The sequence below is a fragment of the Gimesia aquarii genome (assembly GCF_007748175.1).
Taxonomy (GTDB): Bacteria; Planctomycetota; Planctomycetia; order Planctomycetales; family Planctomycetaceae; genus Gimesia; species Gimesia aquarii_A.
In genome coordinates, this window is the sequence record NZ_CP037422.1 from 5,857,919 (window position 1) to 5,879,568 (window position 21,650).

The following is a 21,650-nucleotide window of genomic DNA, read 5'->3' on the forward strand; positions in this document are numbered from 1 at the left end:
CAGTCATTCTGTGAAGAGCTCATTTTCGACCCCTAATTTGATGTTAAAGTCATAGAGGACTTCGAGCTCAAAGATCAGAGCGTCATAAGTGGAACTCAATTCTTGGTCGATACGGTCACTTAATGATTCGTCTTCGTACATTTCATCAAAAATCTGATCAACAAGTTCCGAAGTAATCTCGACTTGACCAAACAGAATCGTTTTCGCTTCTTGCAATGTTTCAGCGATTTTAGAAAAACCATGCTCCTGCAATGCAGCCAGGTCTTTTGGATATTCTTGAATTCGACGTTCAAAATATGATTGGATTCCATCGACCATATTTTCACCATAGATACAGGCAAACCGATAAAATGTTTCCTCGACACCCGTCAGAATTTCATTTTGTTGATACACTCGATTGACCAATGTGTCCCAATACTCATCATATTTCATCTTTAAAGTACTTTCAGTCAATTTAACCTTTTTATTCACATTGTTTCAATCAGTGGCATAAGCTGGCATCACAAGTCCCCAAACCACTTCTGCCATAGTCTGATGTCCCGCCTCTGAAAGATGAATCGAATCCAACGTCGATTCGCCCCTAGCGATAATCGACAGAAATACCCTTTTGGGAACGAGTGCAACATCATATTTCTGCGCCAGATTCCGCTGAGTACGACCGTATTCATGGTAGAACGGAGGTAGCGGCAATTCCAGCATGATTAATTGCCGATCTGGTGCTGACAGCTCAGCCAGCAATGCCTCCAGACTTTTCGCGAATTGCTCAGTGGTCGTAGACCCCAGAATATCATTCCCGCCAATTGCCAGTAAGACGATTGGAGAAACGACGGGTGCTTTCTGAACCCGCTTCAATGCTGCTGAAACAGTATCCCCTACGTGCGAAATATCTTGCACTTGTAAATCATGCTTGCGCGCCAAAATCTGCGGCCATGTTTCTGCTTTGTCGCCGCCTCCCAAACCCGCAGTTACGGAATCTCCAATCACGGTCATCGATCGAGAAGCAACCGGCTTAATTGTAGGCGTCAGATGATAAGGCGCTTCCAACCCAATTGCGATTGCCCACACACCGATCACAGCATAAGCCGACCAGCGCCGCCATTTCTTGACAAAACAGGAACTTATCCAGACCAGCGTGATCACTCCCGCGCACCCATAGAACCAGTAAGGCATGGACGTTGATGAAACGACAATCGCAATCATACCAAGCAAAAAGACCAATACCATCACACGCTTCGCAACGCGACTCTCACGCGTGGATAACCACGCCGCGAGCATGACTAAAACTGACCCGGTAAAAAATGCCTGTCCTGAGATAATGTGAAAGACAATTGGATTCATAGAACCATTTTATCCCTCAGGACTCTGTGTATAAGTATGAATGTCAGGTATGACACATGCAACAAAAAGTGAGGGATGAGTTAAGAGTTCATACCCTCCCCAAATCGGAACACATTTTTTAATGAATTTTGACCAATCCACCTGTAATTTTTGATCGACTGAATCGTAAAGAAAAGCGACTATTTCTGCTCTTTCAAAATCGGTAAGTTTACCTTGTGATAGTTTCATCTGACCCTGTGGGGATTCCAGGATGATTTTACCAAAACGTGTGAACCAGATGAGTCTTGTAATATCAGACAAAAAAAATGTCTTTTTACGAAAGACACCGTGGAGTGTTATCGTCGAGTCGGTAATTACTAGCCGCTCACGATAATATGATAACACTAACCAAATGCTCAACAGTATCATCACGGAATAAGAAGTCGTACAAAATAAAATAAACTTCTGAGGATTTTTGAATGCTCCATCTGGATTCAAGTACGCGACTAATACTGAAGCAGTCCCAAGCAAGAACCAAAAGATGCCGGATAAGACTCCGAGATAAAGAGGATTATAGCGAAAATAATAAGTACGTTCGGCCGATCTATCATCATTCATAGTTTTAACGGGCTGATTAAATAAACTTCTGGTGTATAATATTAATTCATATCAAACATAGACTTCTCAAGTTGCTATTTAACACCTACGTTCCGAGTATCTAATGCAGAACTGACCTTATCACAGATCGTCATCCAGATGCAGTGCATTATAACCACGGCGGCGAATGATTGTTAAATTGATGAATCTTTGGAGGAGCTTGCCACGAGTGTTATAGAGCTACAGGTAATTTCTCCCAAGTAATAGGTGACAAAGGCATCGCGATTTGCTAATATTTAAACTATCTTAAATATTAGCTGAGATCCAACCTGCATCCCTCCATTCCGTTAAGAGCTGATCTATGTTTGATACGGTACATAAATCTCGCCTGCTGAGTCTGTCCTGCATTTCGTTCCTCATCATTGCGGGGTTTAGTTTCTCTGCAAAATTGAGTTGGGCAGAACCAGATAAAAAACAACAGACGAAACGTATTAAATTTAACCGTGATATCCGTCCGATTCTTTCCGATAAATGTCTGCACTGTCATGGTCCCGACGCATCAACTCGCGAAGCGGAACTACGTTTAGATGATCAACGCGATGTACTGAAACCTCGTGATGATTATCACATTATCGACCTCAAGCAGCCTCAGCAGAGTGAATTACTCAAACGTATCCTGTCATCGGACTCAGCGGACAAAATGCCACCGGAAGAATCCGGCAAAGAACTTTCAAAACAGGAAATAGAGCTCATTCAACGTTGGATCGAGCAGGGAGCCCCTTATCAGAAACACTGGTCATTTATTGCACCAAGTCGCCCTGAACTCCCTACGGTCAAAAATCAAGGCTGGCCTCGAAAGTCAATGGACCATTTTATTCTTGCGCGTTTGGAACAGGAAAAGTTGTCACCCAATCCCCGCGCATCAAAAACGACGCTTTGTCGGCGTCTCTTTCTCGATCTGACCGGCTTGCCTCCGACATTAAAAGAACTCGATACGTTTCTCAAAGACGATTCCCCGAACGCAACAGAAAAGCTCGTTGACCGATTACTCAAATCCTCCCATTACGGCGAACACATGGCCCGCTATTGGCTGGATGCCGCACGCTATGCGGATACCAGCGGCTACTTCACCGATGAAGAATGGTACATGTGGCACTGGCGCGACTGGGTGATCAATGCCTTCAATCAGAATATGCCCTTTGATCAATTCACAATCGAACAATTGGCGGGTGACTTGCTGCCCAAGCCATCGCTCAGCCAAATGATTGCGACCGGCTTCAATCGCAATCACATGACCACTCGCGAAACAGGGGTCATCGATGAAGAATACCGTGTCGAATACGTGGTCGATCGACTCGATGCCACTTCAACGGTTTGGATGGGACTCACCATGGGCTGTGCCCGCTGCCACGACCATAAGTTTGATCCGATCTCACAAAAAGAGTTCTATCAATTCTTTGCGTTTTTCAATAACAGCCCGGAACGAGGAAATACGGGTACTGCCGGCAATGCCATGCCATTGATTCAAGTTCCGGACCCGGAATTGCAGAAGCGAATAGAACAGCATAAAAAACAGATTGCGGTACTCGAAAAACAACATCAACAGCGTAAAAAAGAATTGAATCAACAGCAGGCAAAGTGGGAACAAACGATTCTGGCCAAACTCACTCCACCGTCAGCCGATGGCTTACTCCACCATTTTCCTCTGGATGAACTTAAACAGAAAAAAGAGAATTCCGATACCAGTATCAAATCTGTTGGTAAACCCAAATCCGTCGCCGGCGTCAAAGGCAAGGCCGTGCAATTTGACGGCGGGTCACTGCTCGAAATCGATGCATCACTCACAATTGAGCACGACACTCCATTTTCGGTGGCCGCCTGGATCAAACCGTCTTCGGGTGGGCCTATTTGTATTTTATCCAAAAATGATGATCGAAATCATTTAAGGGGTTTCGACATCATGATACGTAAAGGCAAATTGGGTGTCCATTTCATCAACAAATGGAATTCCAACGCCATTCAAGTCGTGACAACCAACTCCATCAGCACCGGTCGCTGGCAGCATCTGCTTGTGACATACGATGGTTCTTCGAAAGCCAACGGTGTCCGCATTTACCTGAATGGTGAAGTACAAGAAACGAAAGCTCCCTTTGATCGTCTGACCGGCAGTATTGCGACCAGTGAACCGCTACGTATTGGACGTCGCAGCACAAGTGCCTTCTATAAGGGCTTTGTGGATGATCTGCGCATTTATGATCGAACGTTAACCGCTGCGGAAGCAAATCAACTCGCCACCTATCAGTTTCTGGACAGCACCGTCACACTGCCTGCCAAAAAACGAACTGCTCGGCAAAAAGAGGACATACACGCGTTTTTCCTCAAGACGGCTGCTTCAGACGAGTCGCGGAAAGCAGAACAACAACTCAATACCATGCGTCGAAAACTGACCTCGCTACAAAAAAACATGCCCACTACAATGGTGATGCAGGAAAACAAAAAGAAACGCGATACCTTCATTTTAGTGCGTGGCGTCTATAATGCCCACGGCGAAAAAGTAACCGCCAACGTTCCCGCCGCGTTGCCCGAGTTCAAATCAAGCCTGCCATCGAATCGACTGGGACTGGCGAAATGGCTGACAAGTCCGCAGCACCCCCTGACAGCGCGTGTTTTTGTGAACCGTGTCTGGCAGCAACTCTTCAGCACCGGTTTAGTGAAGACAGTGGAGGATTTTGGCTCGCAGGGAGAATGGCCCAGCCATCCGGAACTACTGGACTGGTTGGCGGTTGACTTTCAGGAAAACGGCTGGGATGTCAAACGTCTCGTCAAACAGATTGTACTCTCGGCCACCTATCAACAATCGTCACACGTGACCGACGCACTTTACGAACGTGATCCCGAAAACCGGCTACTGGCCCGCGGTCCCCGATTTCGATTGGACGCGGAAACCGTCCGCGACAACGCACTCAAAATCAGTGGTTTACTCAGTACGAAGCAGGGGGGGCCGAGCGTGAAGCCGTATCAGCCAGCCGGACTTTGGGAAGCGGTCTCCTATGATGGTGAATTGAAGTACAAGCAAGACAAGGGCGATGCCTTGTATCGCAGAAGCATGTATACATACTGGAAACGTCAAAGTCCACCTCCTGCTTTAATGGCCTTTGATGCGCCCACGCGTGAAACCTGTACGGTTCGTCGTCCTCGCACAAATACTCCGCTTCAAGCACTGGTTCTGTTAAATGACCCGACCTATGTGGAAGCAGCTCGTGCCCTGGCAGAAAAGACATTAAAGCAACACGATTCTCAGACTGCGCGAGTTCAATTTGCATTTCGATCTGCCACCAGTCGTCTGCCAAGCCAACAGGAACAACTGATATTAACAACCATTCTGGATAAACAACGGCAGGTCTTTGAGAAGAATCAACCTGCCGCCTTAAAATTAATTGGCGTTGGAGAAGCTCCCTTTGACAAAACCGTCTCCCCTACTGAATTGGCTGCCTGGACAATCTTGACCAGCACGATCTTCAATATGGATGAGACGGTTACCAAAAATTAATCCGCGACAAGACAACTGAATCAGGAAGTCGTCATGCACTTTGATCATGCAGAACTACAACAGGAACTCACACGACGTCATTTCTTTCGTCGCAATGCAACAGGAATTGGATCCGCTGCCCTCGGTTCACTCCTAAATCCCGCGTTGTTCGCCAGTGAATCAAAGACGAACCCGGGTGAGTTAGAAGGTCCCCATTTTCCTGCCAAAGCAAAACGTATCATCTATCTTTTCATGCATGGCGGTCCATCCCAGATGGAAATGTTCGACTATAAACCGCGTTTGAAAGACCTTAATACCTCACCGCTTCCCGATTCCGTTCGCGGCAACCAACGTCTGACCGGCATGACATCGGGACAGAAATCATTTCCGATTGCGGCGCCGAATCAATTCAAATTCAAACAACATGGTGAAAGTGGCACCTGGGTCAGTGATGCCTTACCGCATTTTTCGAAAGTCGTCGATGATGTTTGTGTGATTAAATCAATGCACACCGAAGCCATCAATCATGATCCCGCGGTCACACTGATGCAAACCGGCCATCAACAACCGGGACGCCCCAGCTTTGGCGCCTGGTCGAGTTATGGCTTAGGCAGCGAGAATCAAAACTTGCCTTCATTTGTCGTACTTATTTCCCGTGGCAGTGCCTCGCGTCCCGCGGACCCTTTGTATGCCCGCTTGTGGGGGACTGGCTTTTTGCCCTCAAATCATCAGGGAGTCAACTTTCGACAAAGCGGCGATCCCGTGCTCTACCTGTCAAACCCTCCCGGAATTGATGCTGACAGCAGACGCCGCATGCTGGATGGGCTGTCGAAACTTAATCAACGCCAGTTCGAAGAATACCGCGATCCGGAAATACGGACCAGAATTGCCCAATACGAGATGGCATATCGGATGCAGACTTCCGTACCCGACCTGATTGACCTTTCTGAAGAGACAGACCAGACTTTCAAAGCGTATGGCGAAGAATCCCGCAAACCAGGAACGTATGCCGCCAATTGCTTATTAGCCCGCAAAATGGCAGAGCGGGGCGTACGGTTCATTCAACTCTATCATCGCGGCTGGGACCAGCATTATAATCTACCCAGTGATATTCGCCTGCAATGTGGTGACATTGACCAGCCCACCAGTGCGTTGATTACCGATCTCAAACAGCGTGGTCTACTCGATGACACTCTGATCGTGTGGGGTGGTGAGTTTGGCAGAACGATATACAGTCAGGGAAAACTGACGTCCACCGATTACGGCAGAGACCACCATGGTCGCTGCTTCTCAATGTGGATGGCAGGTGGCGGAATCAAGCCCGGCATCTCCTATGGAGAAACCGACGATTTCTGTTACAACGTCGCGAAAGACCCCGTCCACGTCCACGATCTCAATGCGACCATGCTACACTGCCTGGGATTCAACCACGAACGCCTGATTTACAAACACCAGGGCCGCGACTATCGTTTGACCGATGTGCACGGCACGGTACTAGATAAAATCCTGTAATACAGGTCTCGTAGGCAAGAAACTAGGAACTTTTTTGTGTTTTATGGTCTTCCCATAATACCAACTTTAATGTGATGAAACTGGAAGTCCAATTTGGAGTCGTTCCTGTCTTTGAATATACACAAGCTTAAAAAGAAAATTTTAGCTATGTTGAGTAAAGAAGAACTTGACAAGTACTGTGATATAGAAGCTGCCATAGAAATTTTTGGTAGATTACTCGGATGGAGTGCAGAAAGAGTCATTGAATGGGCGCAACAATTTGAGGATCAACTAGAAAACCCTTGGTTTGATTATGAAGGTTTTTTTAGGCATATTTGTAGAGAACTGATTCCTCAAAAAACGTTTCATAAGTTAACTCCCAATGAGCGTCAGTCGTTACAAAATTCCCTTCATCAACCATTAATTCCGTATATGTGGTTGGGTGAAAAACTAGATGATCACGGGTGGAAAATAGTTCGACTAAAAGTAGATACCTGTATCGGCCTGTATGACAAAGAGTATTTAAAGGACAAGAAATTAATATCACTTAAAGATCTTGAGCCCTGAATTGAGAGTAGAAAAAGAGCATGAGCTAAAAAAGGTCAACCTGGTAGCATTCTGCCATACCTTTTGATTGCCCCGTACTAAACGAAATTGTCCTGCCGGTGTAGTGTTTCATGTGTTTAACCAGTTCATAACACGGGTGCTTTTTTTAAGAAGCCAGGCGATTACGACGCATTCATGCACGTAGACACAAAAAAGTTTTCCTGACACCTTTTTTGTACTCCCGTCTTTATTCCCCTCTGAAATCTAATTGATGAGTAGAAACTGAATCATCTCAAAAGGATAAGTTTTACAGATGTCTTTCCAATTGACTCTTTTTTTTAGAATTAACAGAGTACCTTTTTCGATTGGAAAAGTCGTCTTAATGCTCGCATTTACCCTAACTCTTTCTGGGTGTCCAAGCACACAATTTTACGGACTTTTAGTGTATAATCGCACTGGAACAGAAATCAAAAATTTTATGATCGAATCAAAAGGGAGAGTCTATAATTTCAATTCACCTCCACTTAATGGACGTCAATTCCACCCTGATGGTCCCTTCATTGGAGCGATGCCATCAAAGGTAAAATGCACATGGCAAGATCAGAGAGGACAGACTTATGAATCAAACCTTTCCATTCCCAAACCACGCAAAGATCAGGGACTCAGTACGAGAGCTTGTTTTTTAATTTTACCCGATCAAACCATTAAAGTAGCAACATTCTCAGTTGAAGAAATGAGAGATGATGCACAAGTAAAAAATGGGTTGGATAGAATCTTTGCCAGTAATGGAGGGCCTGTATACGAAGTCGATGTTAAGAATCGATCTGGAGACGTCATTCAAAACATCGCGGTCTATTTTGGCAAGTACTCTGTTTTCAACGAAAATTACCTGGATTCCGAGCAAAAAAATGGTCAACTGAAAGGAAATTCTGGAGTTTCAAGTATGTCGTGCGAAGGCCTACCGTACAAGATCACTGATAGTGCGCGCATTGAGTGGGACGATGAGCAAGGAAAGAGACATCAACAAATCATCCAATTGAAAAATATAATTCCCGCTGATCTCAACGGTCGTAGCATTTCTTTTACGATCGGCGAGGATGATCAAGTAGTGTTGTCCACTTATCCATCCAATGAACTCCAAAAATGGATTCACCATAATTTCTTAACCGACAAAGGTGACCTAAACAAGTAATGGGACACTGAACAAAAAGGTGTCAGCGACTGTGTTGAAAACCTCCCTCCGATTGCTACATCTCAGTCAAGCAAATCTCCGACGATTCAAAAGTATGTCATAATGCAAGAATCTGATTCATAAATGGCGACAAACTTACCAATTATGAACCCTCGCCAATAAATGGAACGCGTGAGAAAGTGATCCGTCTTTGGTTTTTATAATTTACGATGTTCATCTGCGGTTGGTTTCCTGTTTTGCAGTAAAATACGAGGGCGCATCTTTTATGAGGGTGTCTTTCAGGCGGAGGGCCATGCGCGGTTTTTTTCTGAGATATTTCTTACGCTGCTTTTTCCCGTGCTGTTTATTCTGGATTGTATAAGTGTTGTCTCGTTAATAGGGAGCAGGCTGTGGTTGTAGTCTATTGGATTTTGGTTGACTCAGTATTTCTCTTGATTGCATCACGATCTCAGAAAACAGATTTGCGCAGTTTTGTCTCAGATATGGTAAAACGACACGTTAAATCTCTCTGTTATTTGTTGAAAATGGTTCGAAACGGGGTTCTCCATACTGCACACCCTGAAGTGGTTTTGGTGGCGGTCTCTGAAATACGTCTCTTTTCAGGGGTTTTTATAGTGCTGAGAAGTGCAGGAGGGCAGAAATTCACCCGCAAAACATCACTGCCTCGCGCGCGCGACGCAGAAATTAAGAGTTTCAAAAACGGGAGCCAGCCGTCAAGACGAAAATCAACACTTTTTTTGAAGGGAGGAGGGCAAATGCGCCCCATGACCACTTGCTGATCACTGCAGAAATACGCACGAGTGAATTCGGTCTCCTGACCAACGCTTTACGGATGCGTTGCTTCGTAGTCCAGCTCATCAGTTTACATTGTCACCAATATCATATAAAATGCACAAATGTAATAAACACTGAGGGGCACTGATGCAGATTTTGACACTGACGAACTACATTAAAGAGGATTTGATTTCCCGGCTTTCACGTGAGGAATTACCCCAAGAATCACTGACACTGGCTGGATTATCTGATCATTATCAAGTCAGCGTCACACCAATCTACCATGCTGTTAATGAGTTAATCGAAGAAGGTTATCTTTATCGAGAGAAAAACCGGCGTTTATGCATCAACAAAGAGAAAATCGATACCGCACAAACTGCAGCAGGTACGCCACGACCGATCCCTCCTGAAGATCAATTCAAACGAATTTCTGAAGATCTCTTACTGATGAGTCTGAAAGGAGAATCGCTTTATCTCCGCGAAGCGGCATCTGCCCAAAAATATGGAATTAGTCGTACAACCTTACGTAATGTGTTTAATCGGCTGGCGGGAGATGGGGTACTCGAACACGTTCCGCGTCGTGGCTGGAAGTTGCGGCCTTTCAATCAGCATGACCTGGATGCATTTCTTGACGTACGGGTGGTATTAGAATTGAAAGCACTCGAACTGTCGAAAGAAACCCTTGATAAGCAAGTCTTACAGAAGATCCTGGAAAGGAACTGCGTACCACAATCTGAGGAAGAGCCATTGCAGATTGATAACAGTCTGCACGAATATCTGATTAAACAATCAGACAATTATTACATCATCAACTTCTTTGATCGGCATGGGCGCTATTTCGACCTGCTTTTTCTGTGGGAATCGAATGATCGTGAAGCTGCGATTCAGGAGATCCAGCAGCATCAACGAATTCTAAATGCACTATTAGAGGAAGATTGGATTACCGCGCGATCCGAACTGGAATTCCACTTGCGGAGTAATCATCCGGTCTTGTCACAGTTGAAACCCAAAAACAACTAATCTTCTTTTTGATGCGATGCCGTGATACTGCTGCTAATTCCTCCCCGAGGAGTAAAGTCGGCTCGTAGTTCGATCCAGCGGGGATCAGTGACGGCAATCAAGTCGTCCAAGATACGATTGGTAACGTCTTCATAAAAGGCACCAACGTTGCGATAGCTTTGCAAATAGAGCTTTAATGACTTGAGTTCAAAGCAGACTTGATCTGGAATATAAGAAATGATCAATGTTCCAAAGTCAGGCTGGCCTGTTTTGGGGCACATCGAAGTGAATTCTGGGCAAACCGTTTCCATCACGTAATCACGATTCGGATAAGGGTTTTCGAATGTTTCCAGAAGATGACGAAATGATTCTGTTTCGCTCATGATGAATTTTCTGTCGTAATTAATATTTAGAATGTGAGGTGGTAACAGCGAGTTTCACGTCAGACTCATCGTGTTCTATAGTGATCTCCAAATTCATGCAAGCACTCCAAGTCTGTTTTGGTCAAATTGCATCAAATCTTGATGAAGATCTTCTGAAGATACATCCACAGACAAATTAGCCAAAGGATAAACAAAACCGTTGCGGAAAGGGCAATCGGTGTATAAGGGCAATCAGAACCATATAACGAATTGGTGACTGTCCAGCCGGTGGCAGCGTCAAGAGTTGTCAAATGAATCTTGAGTGATTTCTGAATCCAGGGCCGGATCAGTTGGGCCATACAATACATGGCGATGGAATTCATCCCCACGACCACGAATGGAAACGCCCATCTTTTATAGCCTTTCACATCGATGATCCAATAGAACACTGCCAGAAACCAAAATGCCCAACCGGCACTAAAGATCGCCCAACCAGGCGACCAGATACGTTTCACAATCGGTGCAAGATGCCATTCCCAGTTGTTGATATTCACAGGCCAGATCGAGGTGTCCAGGATCATCGAAATTCCAAAGCAGATTAAGCCTGCCTGTAGTAACCATTTGACTTTCATACTTTCTTTGCGTGACGAAATCAAAAGTTGCCCCGCCATTAAACCAAATAACATCGTGGCGATGGAAGGAATGAAATTGAATGTTTGGTAGCCTCCCATGTTGGCCCAGAATTTCTGTTCCCGAAACGGTTTTTCATAGCGAGGAAACTGATTCAGAAACTGTCGATCAACGGCAGCAGCCGCATTCGTGTGCTTATTCCAGGCACTACCAATCCCCGAAAACTGCGTCCATTCTGTATCGTCTTTCTGTTTCACTTCCTGTAAATACGCTTTTAAGTCAGCCAATTCCTGTTCTTGGGGTACATATTGATAAAAGAAAAACCAATACCCTCCTAATATCGTGACGATCCCCATCATTTGGGTCAGGAAAGAACGATTCACATAAAAGAACACAACAAGATAACCCATCCCTATCTGACACAGCACATTGGCAAATGTAAAATTGATCTGGGGGCCTGACTTCGAAGATAAAAAGACTCCCAACACGACAAGCAAGACTGCTCGAAAAATTGCGTGCATCCAGATACGAAACGTCGAATTTCCTTTTTGCTTACGTTTTCTGAAAGAGAAGGGCATTGAAACCCCCACCATAAACATAAACGAAGGTTGGATCAGATCCCAGAACGCAGTTCCCGTCCAGGGAACATGGCTTAATTGGTAAGCCAGAGTCTGCCACATCCATTTCCAGGAGCTCTCCCATTGCGTTCCCTGATACTGATCTAGTATTTCAGGGTGACGGCTCACGACACTGGCCACTGCCAGGCCACCAGAGGCCATCGCCAGCATGACAAAGCCACGATAAGCGTCGAGTGATACAAGACGTTTATTATGATCTTGCTTCGTCTTTTTCGCGCTGTTCGAATTAACATCCGCTTCTGTTTGTGGCTCCGGTTCTGAAGTTTTCTGCAAAGGAATCGTTTCTGATTTTTGTGAGCCGAAATTCGGAGTATTTTGAGACATCTGATTTACCGATGACTAAATAGAAGCTATTGTATCACTTGAAAGGAATATTTTTGATGACTCTCGCTCTGAAAGCCACCTTTATGGTACTGTTTTTGGTTTTCAGCGTAAATCATTATTCTTAATCTCTTTTCTTCTCTTTGATTTTCGGAAAAACTCGATGACCATACTTGTAACAGGTGGAGCAGGTTATATTGGCTCACATTGTGTTCAGCAGCTCATTTCAGTGGGACATAAGGTCTGTGTGATCGATAACCTCTCGCGTGGTCATCGAGAGGCAGTTTCGCCTCAAGCTTCTTTTTTTCAACTTGATCTATTGGAAACAGAACGTTTAACCGAAATTATGAAATCTCAGCGTATTGAAAAAGTGATTCACTTTGCCGCGCTGGCCTATGTGGGGGAATCGGTTAAAAATCCATTGCCATACTATACCAACAATACAGCTGGTACTCTCTCTCTCTTGCGCGCTATGCAGCATTCACAAGTCAGTCAAATTGTATTTAGTTCCTCATGCGCTACATATGGAATTTCTGCAAACGTTCCAGTCACCGAAGAGAGTCCCCAGAGCCCCATTAATCCCTATGGCTGGTCAAAATTATTTATCGAACAGATTTTGAGAGACTGTGCACACAGTGATCCCAACTTTGGTTTTATTGGCCTGCGCTATTTCAATGTTGCTGGTTGTACCCATGATGGCTCGCTTGGCGAGGACCATATGCCAGAAACCCATTTAATTCCCAATTGTCTGAATACTGCATTGGGACAACAATCGCAGGTTACGATTCTCGGCGATGATTATCCGACCGAAGATGGAACCTGTATCCGCGACTATATTCATGTGGAAGATATCTGTGCAGCACATCTTTTGGCTTTAAATGCATTAGAACCAAATATAAATCGTTTTTACAATATTGGGCTCGGTCATGGGTATTCGGTACTCGAAGTCGTTAAAACGACAGAGCAGGTGACTGGGTCTAAAATTCCGATAGAGTACCGTCCTCGTCGTCCTGGAGATCCTCCAATCCTGGCAGCTTCAAATGAAAAAATCAGCAAGGAACTGGGTTGGTCTCCAAAATATACATCTTTGAAAGACATCATCCAAACTGCTTGGGATTGGTTTCAAAGTCACCCCCACGGGTATCAGACACAAACAGGCTCTAGTTCGGAAAAGAAATTAAAGGACGATGCTTGATTTACTTTTTCCTGACTGTAAATTGTTTTGTATTCAAGTAAGCAGGCCATGTATACTCACATGACCTGCTGATTCTTACTGATCTTAGACAGCGGTTGTTGTCCGTTCGTTCCGATGCGTTGTAACTTTGTCGGCTATTTTATCACCTGCAATTGCATCAGTCTTACTACGGTTGGTTATGCCTCCTCGCTGTTTTTCAAAACGTACCACAACACGTTGCTTTTCAAATGTTAAATGTAACGTGCTGCCTTTTTCGGGAAACTCTGAGTTAATAACATCAGAAATTACTGGTGTTACAAACCGTTCTATCGTACGTCGTAAAAAACGTGCCCCAAAATAGGGGTCATATCCCTTCGCAGCCAGCCAATCGAGAATGTCACGATCCGCTTGAATCTTCAACTGTTTTCGTTTCAATCCAATCCGATTCTGTAACAGGTTTAATTCGCACTCCGCAATCGCACGAATATCGACTGCGTTTAGCGAATGAAAGTACACAATCTCATCAAATCGATTCAAAAACTCGAAACGAAAGTATTCGACAAGACGACGATGAACCGCCTGTTCTACTTCCTGTTTTGAAGAAAACCCTTCAGAAAAACCGATCATACTTTTACGATATAGTTCTGCGCCCGCATTGGTTGTCGCAATGATCACTGTTGAACGACAGGAAACCGATTCACCGGTTCCATTAATGAAACAACCTTCATCGATCAACTGCATAAACCGATCCAACACCAAAGGAGAGCACTTCTCGAATTCATCCAATAACAACACAGTAAAAGACTGCCCCTGTAAACGCTGAGTCAGTAGCCCTTGTCTTTTAGACAGAGCATACGCTTCAGGATCTCCAAATAGCGTCACGGCGGCAACTTCCGACTGATAATCTGCCATATTCAAACGGACCATACTCTCAGGACGTCCCAGCAGATATTGCGACAATTTCTGGGCAATGTGGGTTTTACCAACCCCCGTTGGTCCAGCAAACAGAAACGCCCCCAAAGGACGCCGCACATCACTCAATCCTGCTTTGATAATTCCAATCATCCTTACGACTGCGTCTACAGCTTGATCTTGTCCCAAAACTACGGAAGCGAATTGTTCCCGTACCTGTTTCAAATTTAATGGTAAATCGGGATCAATCAACGACAGGGGTACTTTATGTACCTGATGAAAACGGTTAATGACATCTTTTTCATTAACTTTTTTCGCTTTACTGCGAACCACTTTCACCTGACTTAACAGATCCAGTACCTTACGAGGCATATTCAACCGTGAGAGGAAACGGTGTGTCAATAACAACGCTTCTTCCTGGGCCGATTCAGTAAATCGCACTCGTTCTGATTTGAATTGATTTTCAGACCAGAGACTGACAATCGAACGGGCTGTGGCCAAATCCGGTTCGTCTACTTTCAAGGCTACAAAGTGACTCTCCAGATCAGGATAGTTTTCAAACATCGCTTCCACACTGGCACGATTTCCTTCTGCAAGTAAGGGGCGTTCTGTTTGATAAGCGTACGCCTGTAAAAGTGGCTGGAGATAATAGTCATCCATCACTTCCGTATCAGAGAAGACAGGAATGATTTTTTCGTCTGTTTCTAAAAGCAATTCCAGGAGTTTTTGAAACTCGCCACGTAACTGGTCGTCTTTTTTCAAGCTCGCCAAAGCCCTTTTAAAAGACAATTTCAAGACACGCGCCTTCTCAAACGAGGCAGGGCCTTTCCCTGCAACGGACAGTAACACGAGCTTGTGAATCACAGAAGATTTCCCAACCCCTGAACCACCATACAAGATCGGAAAACGACCGGCATTCAAAACATCAATGACATCACAAACAAGGTTATCCATCAAAAAAACGGGAGACAATTTTCCCGTCTCTGCCTCATTCGTCAGATCGCGTTCCAACCATTTGTTGAGAACTTCTTTCAGATTTTTTGCTTGCTTAGACATTGAATTTTTCCCGGTTTATGATTTTCTTGATGATATAATCCCTTCTTCAGCTCAGAAAATTAAACCGCTGAAAAAACGAACCATCCTACCTTATAGACGAATTCTTAGTACTGTTGGTTCACCAGGCTTTGCTTGATTCACTATAAAAAGGCTGATTTGACATTCATTCGCGAGAAGATCAAATCAAAAAATGCCCGGTATCCAAGAGATTCACAACGACTGAACTGACAGAGGCTACTCAACCTGATAAAATAGAGGTGATCTTAATAGATCTACCACTCCTCAAGATCCTGCCTCTGAATACAACAGGAATGACTATGACTCAAAAACGCTGCTACCGAATGTTATTCGTATTGATTTTGTCAGCTTTCGTTTTGCAAATTTCCTCGTCTCAAGCAGCGAATCCTGTTCAGGAACGACGAAAAATTATTGGAACCACAGCAGCAGATCAACAATTGAGTGACTATTTTCACTATCACACGATGCAACTAGCCGATCAAAGCTTGAAGGATATTAAAAACTTAAAAACCTGGGAAAATAAAAGAGGTGTTTACCGAAAACAGCTTTTCGAAATGTTGGGGTTATCTCCATTGCCTCCCAAGACAGACCTCAAACCAGAGATAACAAATCGCATCACCAGTGATGGTTTCATCGTGGAAAATCTCACTTTTCAGTCACGCCCCGGTCTGTATGTCACAGGGAATCTCTATCGACCTCTCAAACAAGACAAGAAATTACCTGCAATCCTCTATGTTTGCGGTCATGGAGGTGTTAAGAAAAATGGCATCAGCTACGGCAATAAAGTGCATTATCAGCATCATGGTGAGTGGTTTGCCAGAAACGGCTATGTCTGTCTGACAATTGATACCTTACAACTGGGAGAAATTGAAGGTTTGCATCACGGGACTTACAGGGAAGGGATGTGGTGGTGGTTGTCCCGCGGTTACACTCCGGCTGGAGTCGAAGCATGGAACTGCATTCGTGCATTAGATTATCTCCAATCGCGACCTGAAGTTGATGGCGAGAAACTGGGAGTCACCGGTCGCTCAGGCGGCGGTGCTTATAGCTGGTGGATTGCCGCTCTGGATGAGCGAATCAAAGCTGCGGTTCCTGTTGCCGGCATCACAAATCTTAAGAACTATGTGATCGATGGAGCCGTCGAAGGACACTGCGACTGTATGTTTATGGTTAATACCTATCAATGGGACTATGCTCAGGTGGCTGCATTGGTCGCGCCGCGCCCTTTATTAATTTCCAATACCGATAAAGATAGTATTTTTCCTCTCGATGGGGTCGTTGACGTTTATCGTAATACAATGCAGATTTACGAATTATATGGTGTACCTGAAAATCTCGGCCTACAAATTACAGAAGGTCCCCACAAAGATACACAGGAATTACGAATTCACGCTTTTCACTGGTTCAATCATTTTCTTAAAGGTGATGATTCACTGATCGAAATGGCGGCAACAAAGTTCCATACTCCCGAAGAACTTCAGGTTTTTAAAACACTCCCCAAAGATCAAAAGAATACGAGCATACAAAATACGTTTGTCAAACAGGCCTCTAACTCGTTTCCTGTTCCAGAAGACACACAGCAGTGGGAACAGATAATAGCTAAGTGGAAAGATCAACTACTGCAAAAAACCTTCCGTGCCTGGCCGAAGAAAAATGATTCTACAATTAAAGCCAAAGTAGAAACATCGATTAAAAATGGCCTTTGCCTGAAAACGATTTCTTTTGACAGTCAAAAGCATGTACCATTAAAATTGTATCTCATTCTTCCAGAAACGCTCCCAGAAGACGGTATCAAAGAAGTCATACTGAACGTCCTGAGTCAATCTGAATGGGAGGACATCACACAAGTGCTGGCTCCTGATTTTCCAAAATCATTTCAACAGAATTCAGAGTCCACAACGTCACCGAAAATCTATCAAAAACTACGTCAAAAGGTGATTGACCAAAAAACTGCCGTCGCATTTTTTGCACCACGAGGCGTTGGATTGAGCAGTTGGAATCCTGACAAACGAAAACAAGTTCAGATCAGACGTCGATTCTATTTATTAGGTCAATCATTGGAAGGAATGCAAATCTGGGATATCCGCCGAGCCATCCAGGAAGTGAAAGCACAGTCAGAAGTATCAAAGTCCGCTCTAATTCTGAAAGCCAGTGGAGATGCTGCTGCTTTGTGTCTGTATGCGTCACTTTTTGAAAGTGGTGTCGACGAGCTGGATCTAAAAGGAGTACCATCTTCACATCATATCGGTCCTGCCTTGTTGAATGTGCTACGGTTTCTAGATCTACCACAGACCGTTGCGATGGCAGCCAGTCGCTGTCCAGTCAAGCTAAATTTTGTGAATACGGTGGATTGGAAGTATCCCGAGCAGGTCGGCCACAAACTAGGCTGGGACAAGAAACAGCTTCAAATTAGCGAAAATTAAACAGAAAACGAAATTGAATTCAAAATCGGATACAACGACTGAGTTTGCTCATTACTATCTCTCAGCTATAATCACTGAAGATCACTTACTCAACATAATGTATGAGACGAGTGATAATCATTGATGATTAACTCTCCATTTCTTTTTAGCAAGGTGACTCGACGTGAATCGTCCTCAACATACTTCTGCTCCGCTTCCTGATCCCACAATGGAGATGACGGAAGGCTGGCATTGTCTTCATTTGTACTACCGTGTTGATCAAGACAAACTAAATCATATAGATCAAAATACTCGTGCCACAGGACGAGAAGCCCTCGCTTCGCTACTGAATCCTGAACGTGAAGATGCCCCGATTCGCATGCAAACCTCGGTTGTTTCTGGCCATAAAGCAGATTTACATGTTCTGATTATGGACCCCGATCCCATCAAAATTGACAGTATTAAGCAGGGAATCCGTTCTTCGGGTCTTGGTCCAGCGTTGATACCAACTTATTCATTTGTTTCTATTACGGAAATTTCAGAGTATGTACCGACTTTGGATCAATATGCAGCCAAGCTCCAGCAGGAAGGGGCTGATCCGGAAAGTCCTGCATTTCAGGCGAAACTGAAAGCCTATGAAGGTCGGCTGCCGGCTATGAATCAACAGCGAATCTATCCGGAGTTTCCGGACTTTCCTGTCTACACATTTTATCCAATGAATAAATCACGTGTACCCGGAGCAAACTGGTATATGGAGCAGTTCAGTAACCGTTACAACATGATGGCGGAACATGGTATTAGCGGGATGAAATTCGCAGGACGGGTCGTGCAGGTCATCACAGCGTCTACAGGATTTGATGATTGGGAATGGGGAGTTAGCTTATGGGGTCGCGCACCAGAGCCAATTAAGGAAATTGTTTATACAATGCGATTTGACAAAGCTTCTGCCAAATATGCGGAGTTTGGTCCTTTTTATTTGAGCTATATTATGTCCCCGGAAGAAGCAATCGCCCATCTCAAACTCTAAAAGTTCAAGACGGGCGATTTGTACTCAATCAATCTATTAAAAACACTTTTGCTTATCTGCGAAAGCGATAATTCTTGTTTGTTTTACTGAAGTCTGTTGTTGCCAACTCTGATTTCATATTGATGTTTGTGAATGAATAGGACTCAATCAGAGTCTGTTCATCCAGTTCCTCTGGCGATGCACTCGCCAGGCCATCTGTTGGCCAACCATATCCCCTGACAAAAACTGGCAGACAAGTTTTTTGATCAATGTAAACGACCGACTTACGATAAGTTTCTGACTCTTTTGCGTTAGCAAAATGAGCTATAAAACAATAGCAGTCTTTCCCGTCAAATTTTTGGTCGGTCAGCATGACACATTCCGTATTAAGTTTTTCATCAAGATCTTTTTTACGAAAATGAATGATCGTTTCAGCCAGAGCCTTGATTCCGGCCTTCGTAATTGGGTGTCGAGATTCTTTTAAGGCCAGTGAACCGTGGGGGTCAAGTTTTAAGGTTGGTACCAATCGACCTTTTAGCCCTCCCATTTTAACAAGCATTTTTTGATCATTTTCGCCATCGACATAAAGTAATTCCTGCCCTTTGTCACCCACGACCCATTTCATATAAACACTAAATGGTTTATGACGACACTTCAGATTAATGACCTGGTTCTCTGACAGTTCACCACCTAGGAATTCCTGCTTCGAAAATGTTGTTGTGTAATCGGGAACAGTCTCCAGATAGCGGCAGCCTTTTTCCAATAGCAGCAAGTTCATTAATAAAGCCATTCGGCCCGTCAAAACCCCATTCTGCTGAGGCTTCGGACTTTCCTTTTTTGAATTGATATTTAGCCCTGATTCAGCCTGATGTGTTGGTTTATAGGCTATGACAGGAATGGGAACTGGCTTGCTTGCAACAACACCAGTGTCATTAGGATCAGCATCTGCAGGAGAAGGATCATAACTAAAATAAAGGATTCCGATCGCCGCCGAAAAGATAGCTGAAGCCAACATATTCGAAAAATGGTGTTTTGATCTATTTTTTAGCATGCGCATCATGCGGTACCGTCCCTTTTCAATAAGAAAATGCAAGGCACCGTCTTGTCTGAACTGGCTCTCCATAACGAGATCCATTCATCCGTGAAAAGACGTAAACCGGGCTTGCCCGTCGTTGTGATATGATGTGGCCAGCACACGGAAATCCCTTTGTGTGTCTGACAAATATTTGATTCCATAAGGTTTTATGTTCTTTTAAGCCTGAAAAAGTCGAATCAATATCTAATTCTTCTCAATATTATCTGATAGAGAGAATAACTTCGTTGCCACCTTTTCTGGCCCACTCAAGACATCAGACCAGTTCAGCCTCATTGCTGAACACGTACTTAGATGAATTCAGGATAGCTATTCCTAAAAATTCGTCATTTACAGCAGGTTTGTATGAGAGAATCTTGTCTAAGCTCCTAATCAGAGCGTTTCTCAAATTTGTATGGGTTCAGATTAGATGGAACCCGCAAACTCAACTCAAAGCACCACATCGATCTAACTTATATTTTTGTAATCGCTCTACCAAATTCAGCTCATAATCTGGAAATGTTGCCCCAGGTTTTATTTTTCTAAGACATTCATTTATAATCACTTAAGCATTATTATCTCATATACGCTTTTATGACATCAGTTTTCTTTAGTTTCGATTCCATTGAAAATCATTTGTATTAAGTAGAGAAGGTGAGTTTCATGTCCTTAAATCGACGTTCGTTTATCAAAAGCGCATGTGCTGCGTTGTTCACAAGTTCTTTGGGCAATCATGTCTGTGCATCTCTCGGAAGAGAACGAGTCATGAAACTGGATCTCTCCTGTGGTCGCATCGGTGTTAAAGCTAATCAAAAACAAGCCATCGACTATGCTCAGAAATACGGTTTTGAAGCGGTCGTTCCAGATGCAGGTTACCTTGGTCGACTTTCTGAAAATGAACTGTCGAAACTGAAATCAGAAATGCAGAGTAAAAATCTGGTTTTTAGTGCAGCTGGTATGCCAGTCGACTTTCGTAAGGATGAATCAAAATTCAAGGAGGGATTGAAGTCACTTCCCAATGCTGCTGCTGCTCTACAACGTGCGGGTGTTACGCGAATTGGAACATGGCTGATGCCAACACATGCTGAACTTACCTACAATGCGAACTTCAAACAACATACACGCCGCTTAAAACAAATCTCACGGATACTGTCAGACCATGGCTTACGCTTCGGACTGGAATATGTAGGCCCCAAAACCTTATGGTCGAGCCAAAAGTTCCCGTTTATTCATACGATGCCGGAAACGAAAGAATTGATTTCTGCTATCGATGTCAAAGGAGTAGGTCTGATCCTGGATAGTTGGCACTGGTACACAGCCCATGAAACCAAAGCAGATTTATTGACTTTAAGCAATGCCGAGATAGTTGCAGTCGACTTGAATGATGCTCCTGCAGGCTTAGAAATAGATGAGCAGATAGATCAAAAACGCGAGTTACCAATGGCAACAGGTGTGATTGATCTTTCAACATTCCTAAATACACTCAACAGTATAGGATATGATGGTCCTGTACGTGCTGAACCATTTAATGCAGCACTCAGAAAGTTGCCGGCTGATCAGGCAGTTTCCGCGACCGCGATTGCGATGAAAAAAGCCTTTGCCTTGATTAATTAG

General features: G+C 44.2%; 15 protein-coding genes. 9 read left to right on the top strand and 6 right to left on the bottom strand.

What is annotated here, in order from left to right; all coding sequences use genetic code 11:
- Positions 1-3: 3 nt before the first annotated feature.
- Both V202x_RS22195 and V202x_RS22200 read right to left on the bottom strand, forming a co-directional pair.
- A complete protein-coding gene (locus tag V202x_RS22195) occupies positions 4-432 on the bottom strand; it encodes a hypothetical protein (protein ID WP_145179026.1) in 429 nt (142 codons plus the stop codon).
- Between the two features lie 45 nt (positions 433-477).
- Positions 478-1,338 (bottom strand): SGNH/GDSL hydrolase family protein, encoded by an 861-nt coding sequence (locus V202x_RS22200; RefSeq protein WP_145179027.1) that lies wholly within the window; start codon positions 1,336-1,338, stop codon positions 478-480.
- A gap of 937 nt (positions 1,339-2,275) precedes the next feature.
- Here V202x_RS22200 and V202x_RS22205 point away from each other — a divergent pair.
- The 5 genes from V202x_RS22205 to V202x_RS22225 all read left to right on the top strand — a co-directional run bounded on the left by V202x_RS22205 (position 2,276) and on the right by V202x_RS22225 (position 10,466).
- On the top strand, positions 2,276-5,464 hold the full coding sequence (locus V202x_RS22205; protein WP_145179028.1) for a DUF1553 domain-containing protein: 3,189 nt from the start codon (positions 2,276-2,278) through the stop codon (positions 5,462-5,464).
- A gap of 33 nt (positions 5,465-5,497) precedes the next feature.
- A complete protein-coding gene (locus V202x_RS22210) occupies positions 5,498-6,955 on the top strand; it encodes a DUF1501 domain-containing protein (RefSeq protein ID WP_145179029.1) in 1,458 nt (485 codons plus the stop codon).
- 147 nt (positions 6,956-7,102) lie between these two features.
- Positions 7,103-7,501, top strand: coding sequence for a hypothetical protein (locus V202x_RS22215; RefSeq protein WP_145179030.1), 399 nt, complete (start codon positions 7,103-7,105; stop codon positions 7,499-7,501).
- A 457-nt stretch (positions 7,502-7,958) separates the two neighbouring features.
- Complete coding sequence (locus V202x_RS22220) at positions 7,959-8,672, top strand: hypothetical protein (protein ID WP_145179031.1); 714 nt, start codon at positions 7,959-7,961, stop codon at positions 8,670-8,672.
- Positions 8,673-9,593: 921 nt separating this feature from the next.
- Positions 9,594-10,466, top strand: coding sequence for a GntR family transcriptional regulator (locus tag V202x_RS22225; protein WP_232098635.1), 873 nt, complete (start codon positions 9,594-9,596; stop codon positions 10,464-10,466).
- Here the strand turns inward: V202x_RS22225 and queF are convergent.
- Positions 10,463-10,828 (bottom strand): preQ(1) synthase, encoded by a 366-nt coding sequence (gene queF, locus V202x_RS22230; protein WP_145179032.1) that lies wholly within the window; start codon positions 10,826-10,828, stop codon positions 10,463-10,465. The two genes, V202x_RS22225 and queF, sit on opposite strands and share 4 nt — an antisense overlap.
- Positions 10,829-10,959: 131 nt before the next feature.
- Positions 10,960-12,399: an acyltransferase family protein gene (locus tag V202x_RS22235; protein ID WP_145179033.1), complete on the bottom strand. Its 1,440-nt coding sequence runs from the start codon at positions 12,397-12,399 to the stop codon at positions 10,960-10,962.
- 160 nt (positions 12,400-12,559) lie between these two features.
- Between V202x_RS22235 and galE the strand changes: the two genes are divergently transcribed.
- Positions 12,560-13,591: a UDP-glucose 4-epimerase GalE gene (galE, locus tag V202x_RS22240; RefSeq protein WP_145179034.1), complete on the top strand. Its 1,032-nt coding sequence runs from the start codon at positions 12,560-12,562 to the stop codon at positions 13,589-13,591.
- A gap of 84 nt (positions 13,592-13,675) precedes the next feature.
- Here galE and V202x_RS22245 read toward each other — a convergent pair whose 3' ends face one another.
- Complete coding sequence (locus tag V202x_RS22245; protein ID WP_145179035.1) at positions 13,676-15,538, bottom strand: AAA family ATPase; 1,863 nt, start codon at positions 15,536-15,538, stop codon at positions 13,676-13,678.
- A 317-nt stretch (positions 15,539-15,855) separates the two neighbouring features.
- On the opposite strand from V202x_RS22245, the gene V202x_RS22250 reads away from it, so the two are divergent.
- Together V202x_RS22250 and hemQ are read left to right on the top strand one after the other, a co-directional pair.
- Positions 15,856-17,979 (top strand): alpha/beta hydrolase family protein, encoded by a 2,124-nt coding sequence (locus V202x_RS22250; protein ID WP_197993040.1) that lies wholly within the window; start codon positions 15,856-15,858, stop codon positions 17,977-17,979.
- Positions 17,980-18,142: 163 nt separating this feature from the next.
- On the top strand, positions 18,143-18,985 hold the full coding sequence (gene hemQ, locus V202x_RS22255; RefSeq protein ID WP_232098638.1) for a hydrogen peroxide-dependent heme synthase: 843 nt from the start codon (positions 18,143-18,145) through the stop codon (positions 18,983-18,985).
- Positions 18,986-19,037: 52 nt separating this feature from the next.
- Here the strand turns inward: hemQ and V202x_RS22260 are convergent, their stop codons facing one another.
- The gene (locus V202x_RS22260; protein WP_197993041.1) at positions 19,038-20,024 is read right to left on the bottom strand and encodes a DUF1571 domain-containing protein; all 987 of its coding nucleotides are present in this window, start codon (positions 20,022-20,024) and stop codon (positions 19,038-19,040) included.
- A gap of 675 nt (positions 20,025-20,699) precedes the next feature.
- On the opposite strand from V202x_RS22260, the gene V202x_RS22265 reads away from it, so the two are divergent.
- Entirely contained in the window at positions 20,700-21,650 is a 951-nt protein-coding gene (locus V202x_RS22265; RefSeq protein WP_145179037.1) for a sugar phosphate isomerase/epimerase family protein, read from the top strand.

Bases quoted from the DNA above. Each gene is read 5' to 3' on its own strand.
- V202x_RS22220 (WP_145179031.1), top strand. From the start codon at position 7,959: ATGATCGAATCAAAAGGGAGAGTCTATAATTTCAATTCACCTCCACTT.
- V202x_RS22200 (WP_145179027.1), bottom strand. From the start codon at position 1,338: ATGAATCCAATTGTCTTTCACATTATCTCAGGACAGGCATTTTTTACC.
- V202x_RS22215 (WP_145179030.1), top strand. From the start codon at position 7,103: ATGTTGAGTAAAGAAGAACTTGACAAGTACTGTGATATAGAAGCTGCC.
- V202x_RS22250 (WP_197993040.1), top strand. From the start codon at position 15,856: ATGACTCAAAAACGCTGCTACCGAATGTTATTCGTATTGATTTTGTCA.
- galE (WP_145179034.1), top strand. From the start codon at position 12,560: ATGACCATACTTGTAACAGGTGGAGCAGGTTATATTGGCTCACATTGT.
- V202x_RS22235 (WP_145179033.1), bottom strand. From the start codon at position 12,399: ATGTCTCAAAATACTCCGAATTTCGGCTCACAAAAATCAGAAACGATT.
- queF (WP_145179032.1), bottom strand. From the start codon at position 10,828: ATGAGCGAAACAGAATCATTTCGTCATCTTCTGGAAACATTCGAAAAC.
- V202x_RS22195 (WP_145179026.1), bottom strand. From the start codon at position 432: ATGAAATATGATGAGTATTGGGACACATTGGTCAATCGAGTGTATCAA.
- V202x_RS22205 (WP_145179028.1), top strand. From the start codon at position 2,276: ATGTTTGATACGGTACATAAATCTCGCCTGCTGAGTCTGTCCTGCATT.
- V202x_RS22225 (WP_232098635.1), top strand. From the start codon at position 9,594: ATGCAGATTTTGACACTGACGAACTACATTAAAGAGGATTTGATTTCC.
- V202x_RS22210 (WP_145179029.1), top strand. From the start codon at position 5,498: ATGCACTTTGATCATGCAGAACTACAACAGGAACTCACACGACGTCAT.
- V202x_RS22245 (WP_145179035.1), bottom strand. From the start codon at position 15,538: ATGTCTAAGCAAGCAAAAAATCTGAAAGAAGTTCTCAACAAATGGTTG.
- V202x_RS22260 (WP_197993041.1), bottom strand. From the start codon at position 20,024: ATGATGCGCATGCTAAAAAATAGATCAAAACACCATTTTTCGAATATG.
- V202x_RS22265 (WP_145179037.1), top strand. From the start codon at position 20,700: ATGTCCTTAAATCGACGTTCGTTTATCAAAAGCGCATGTGCTGCGTTG.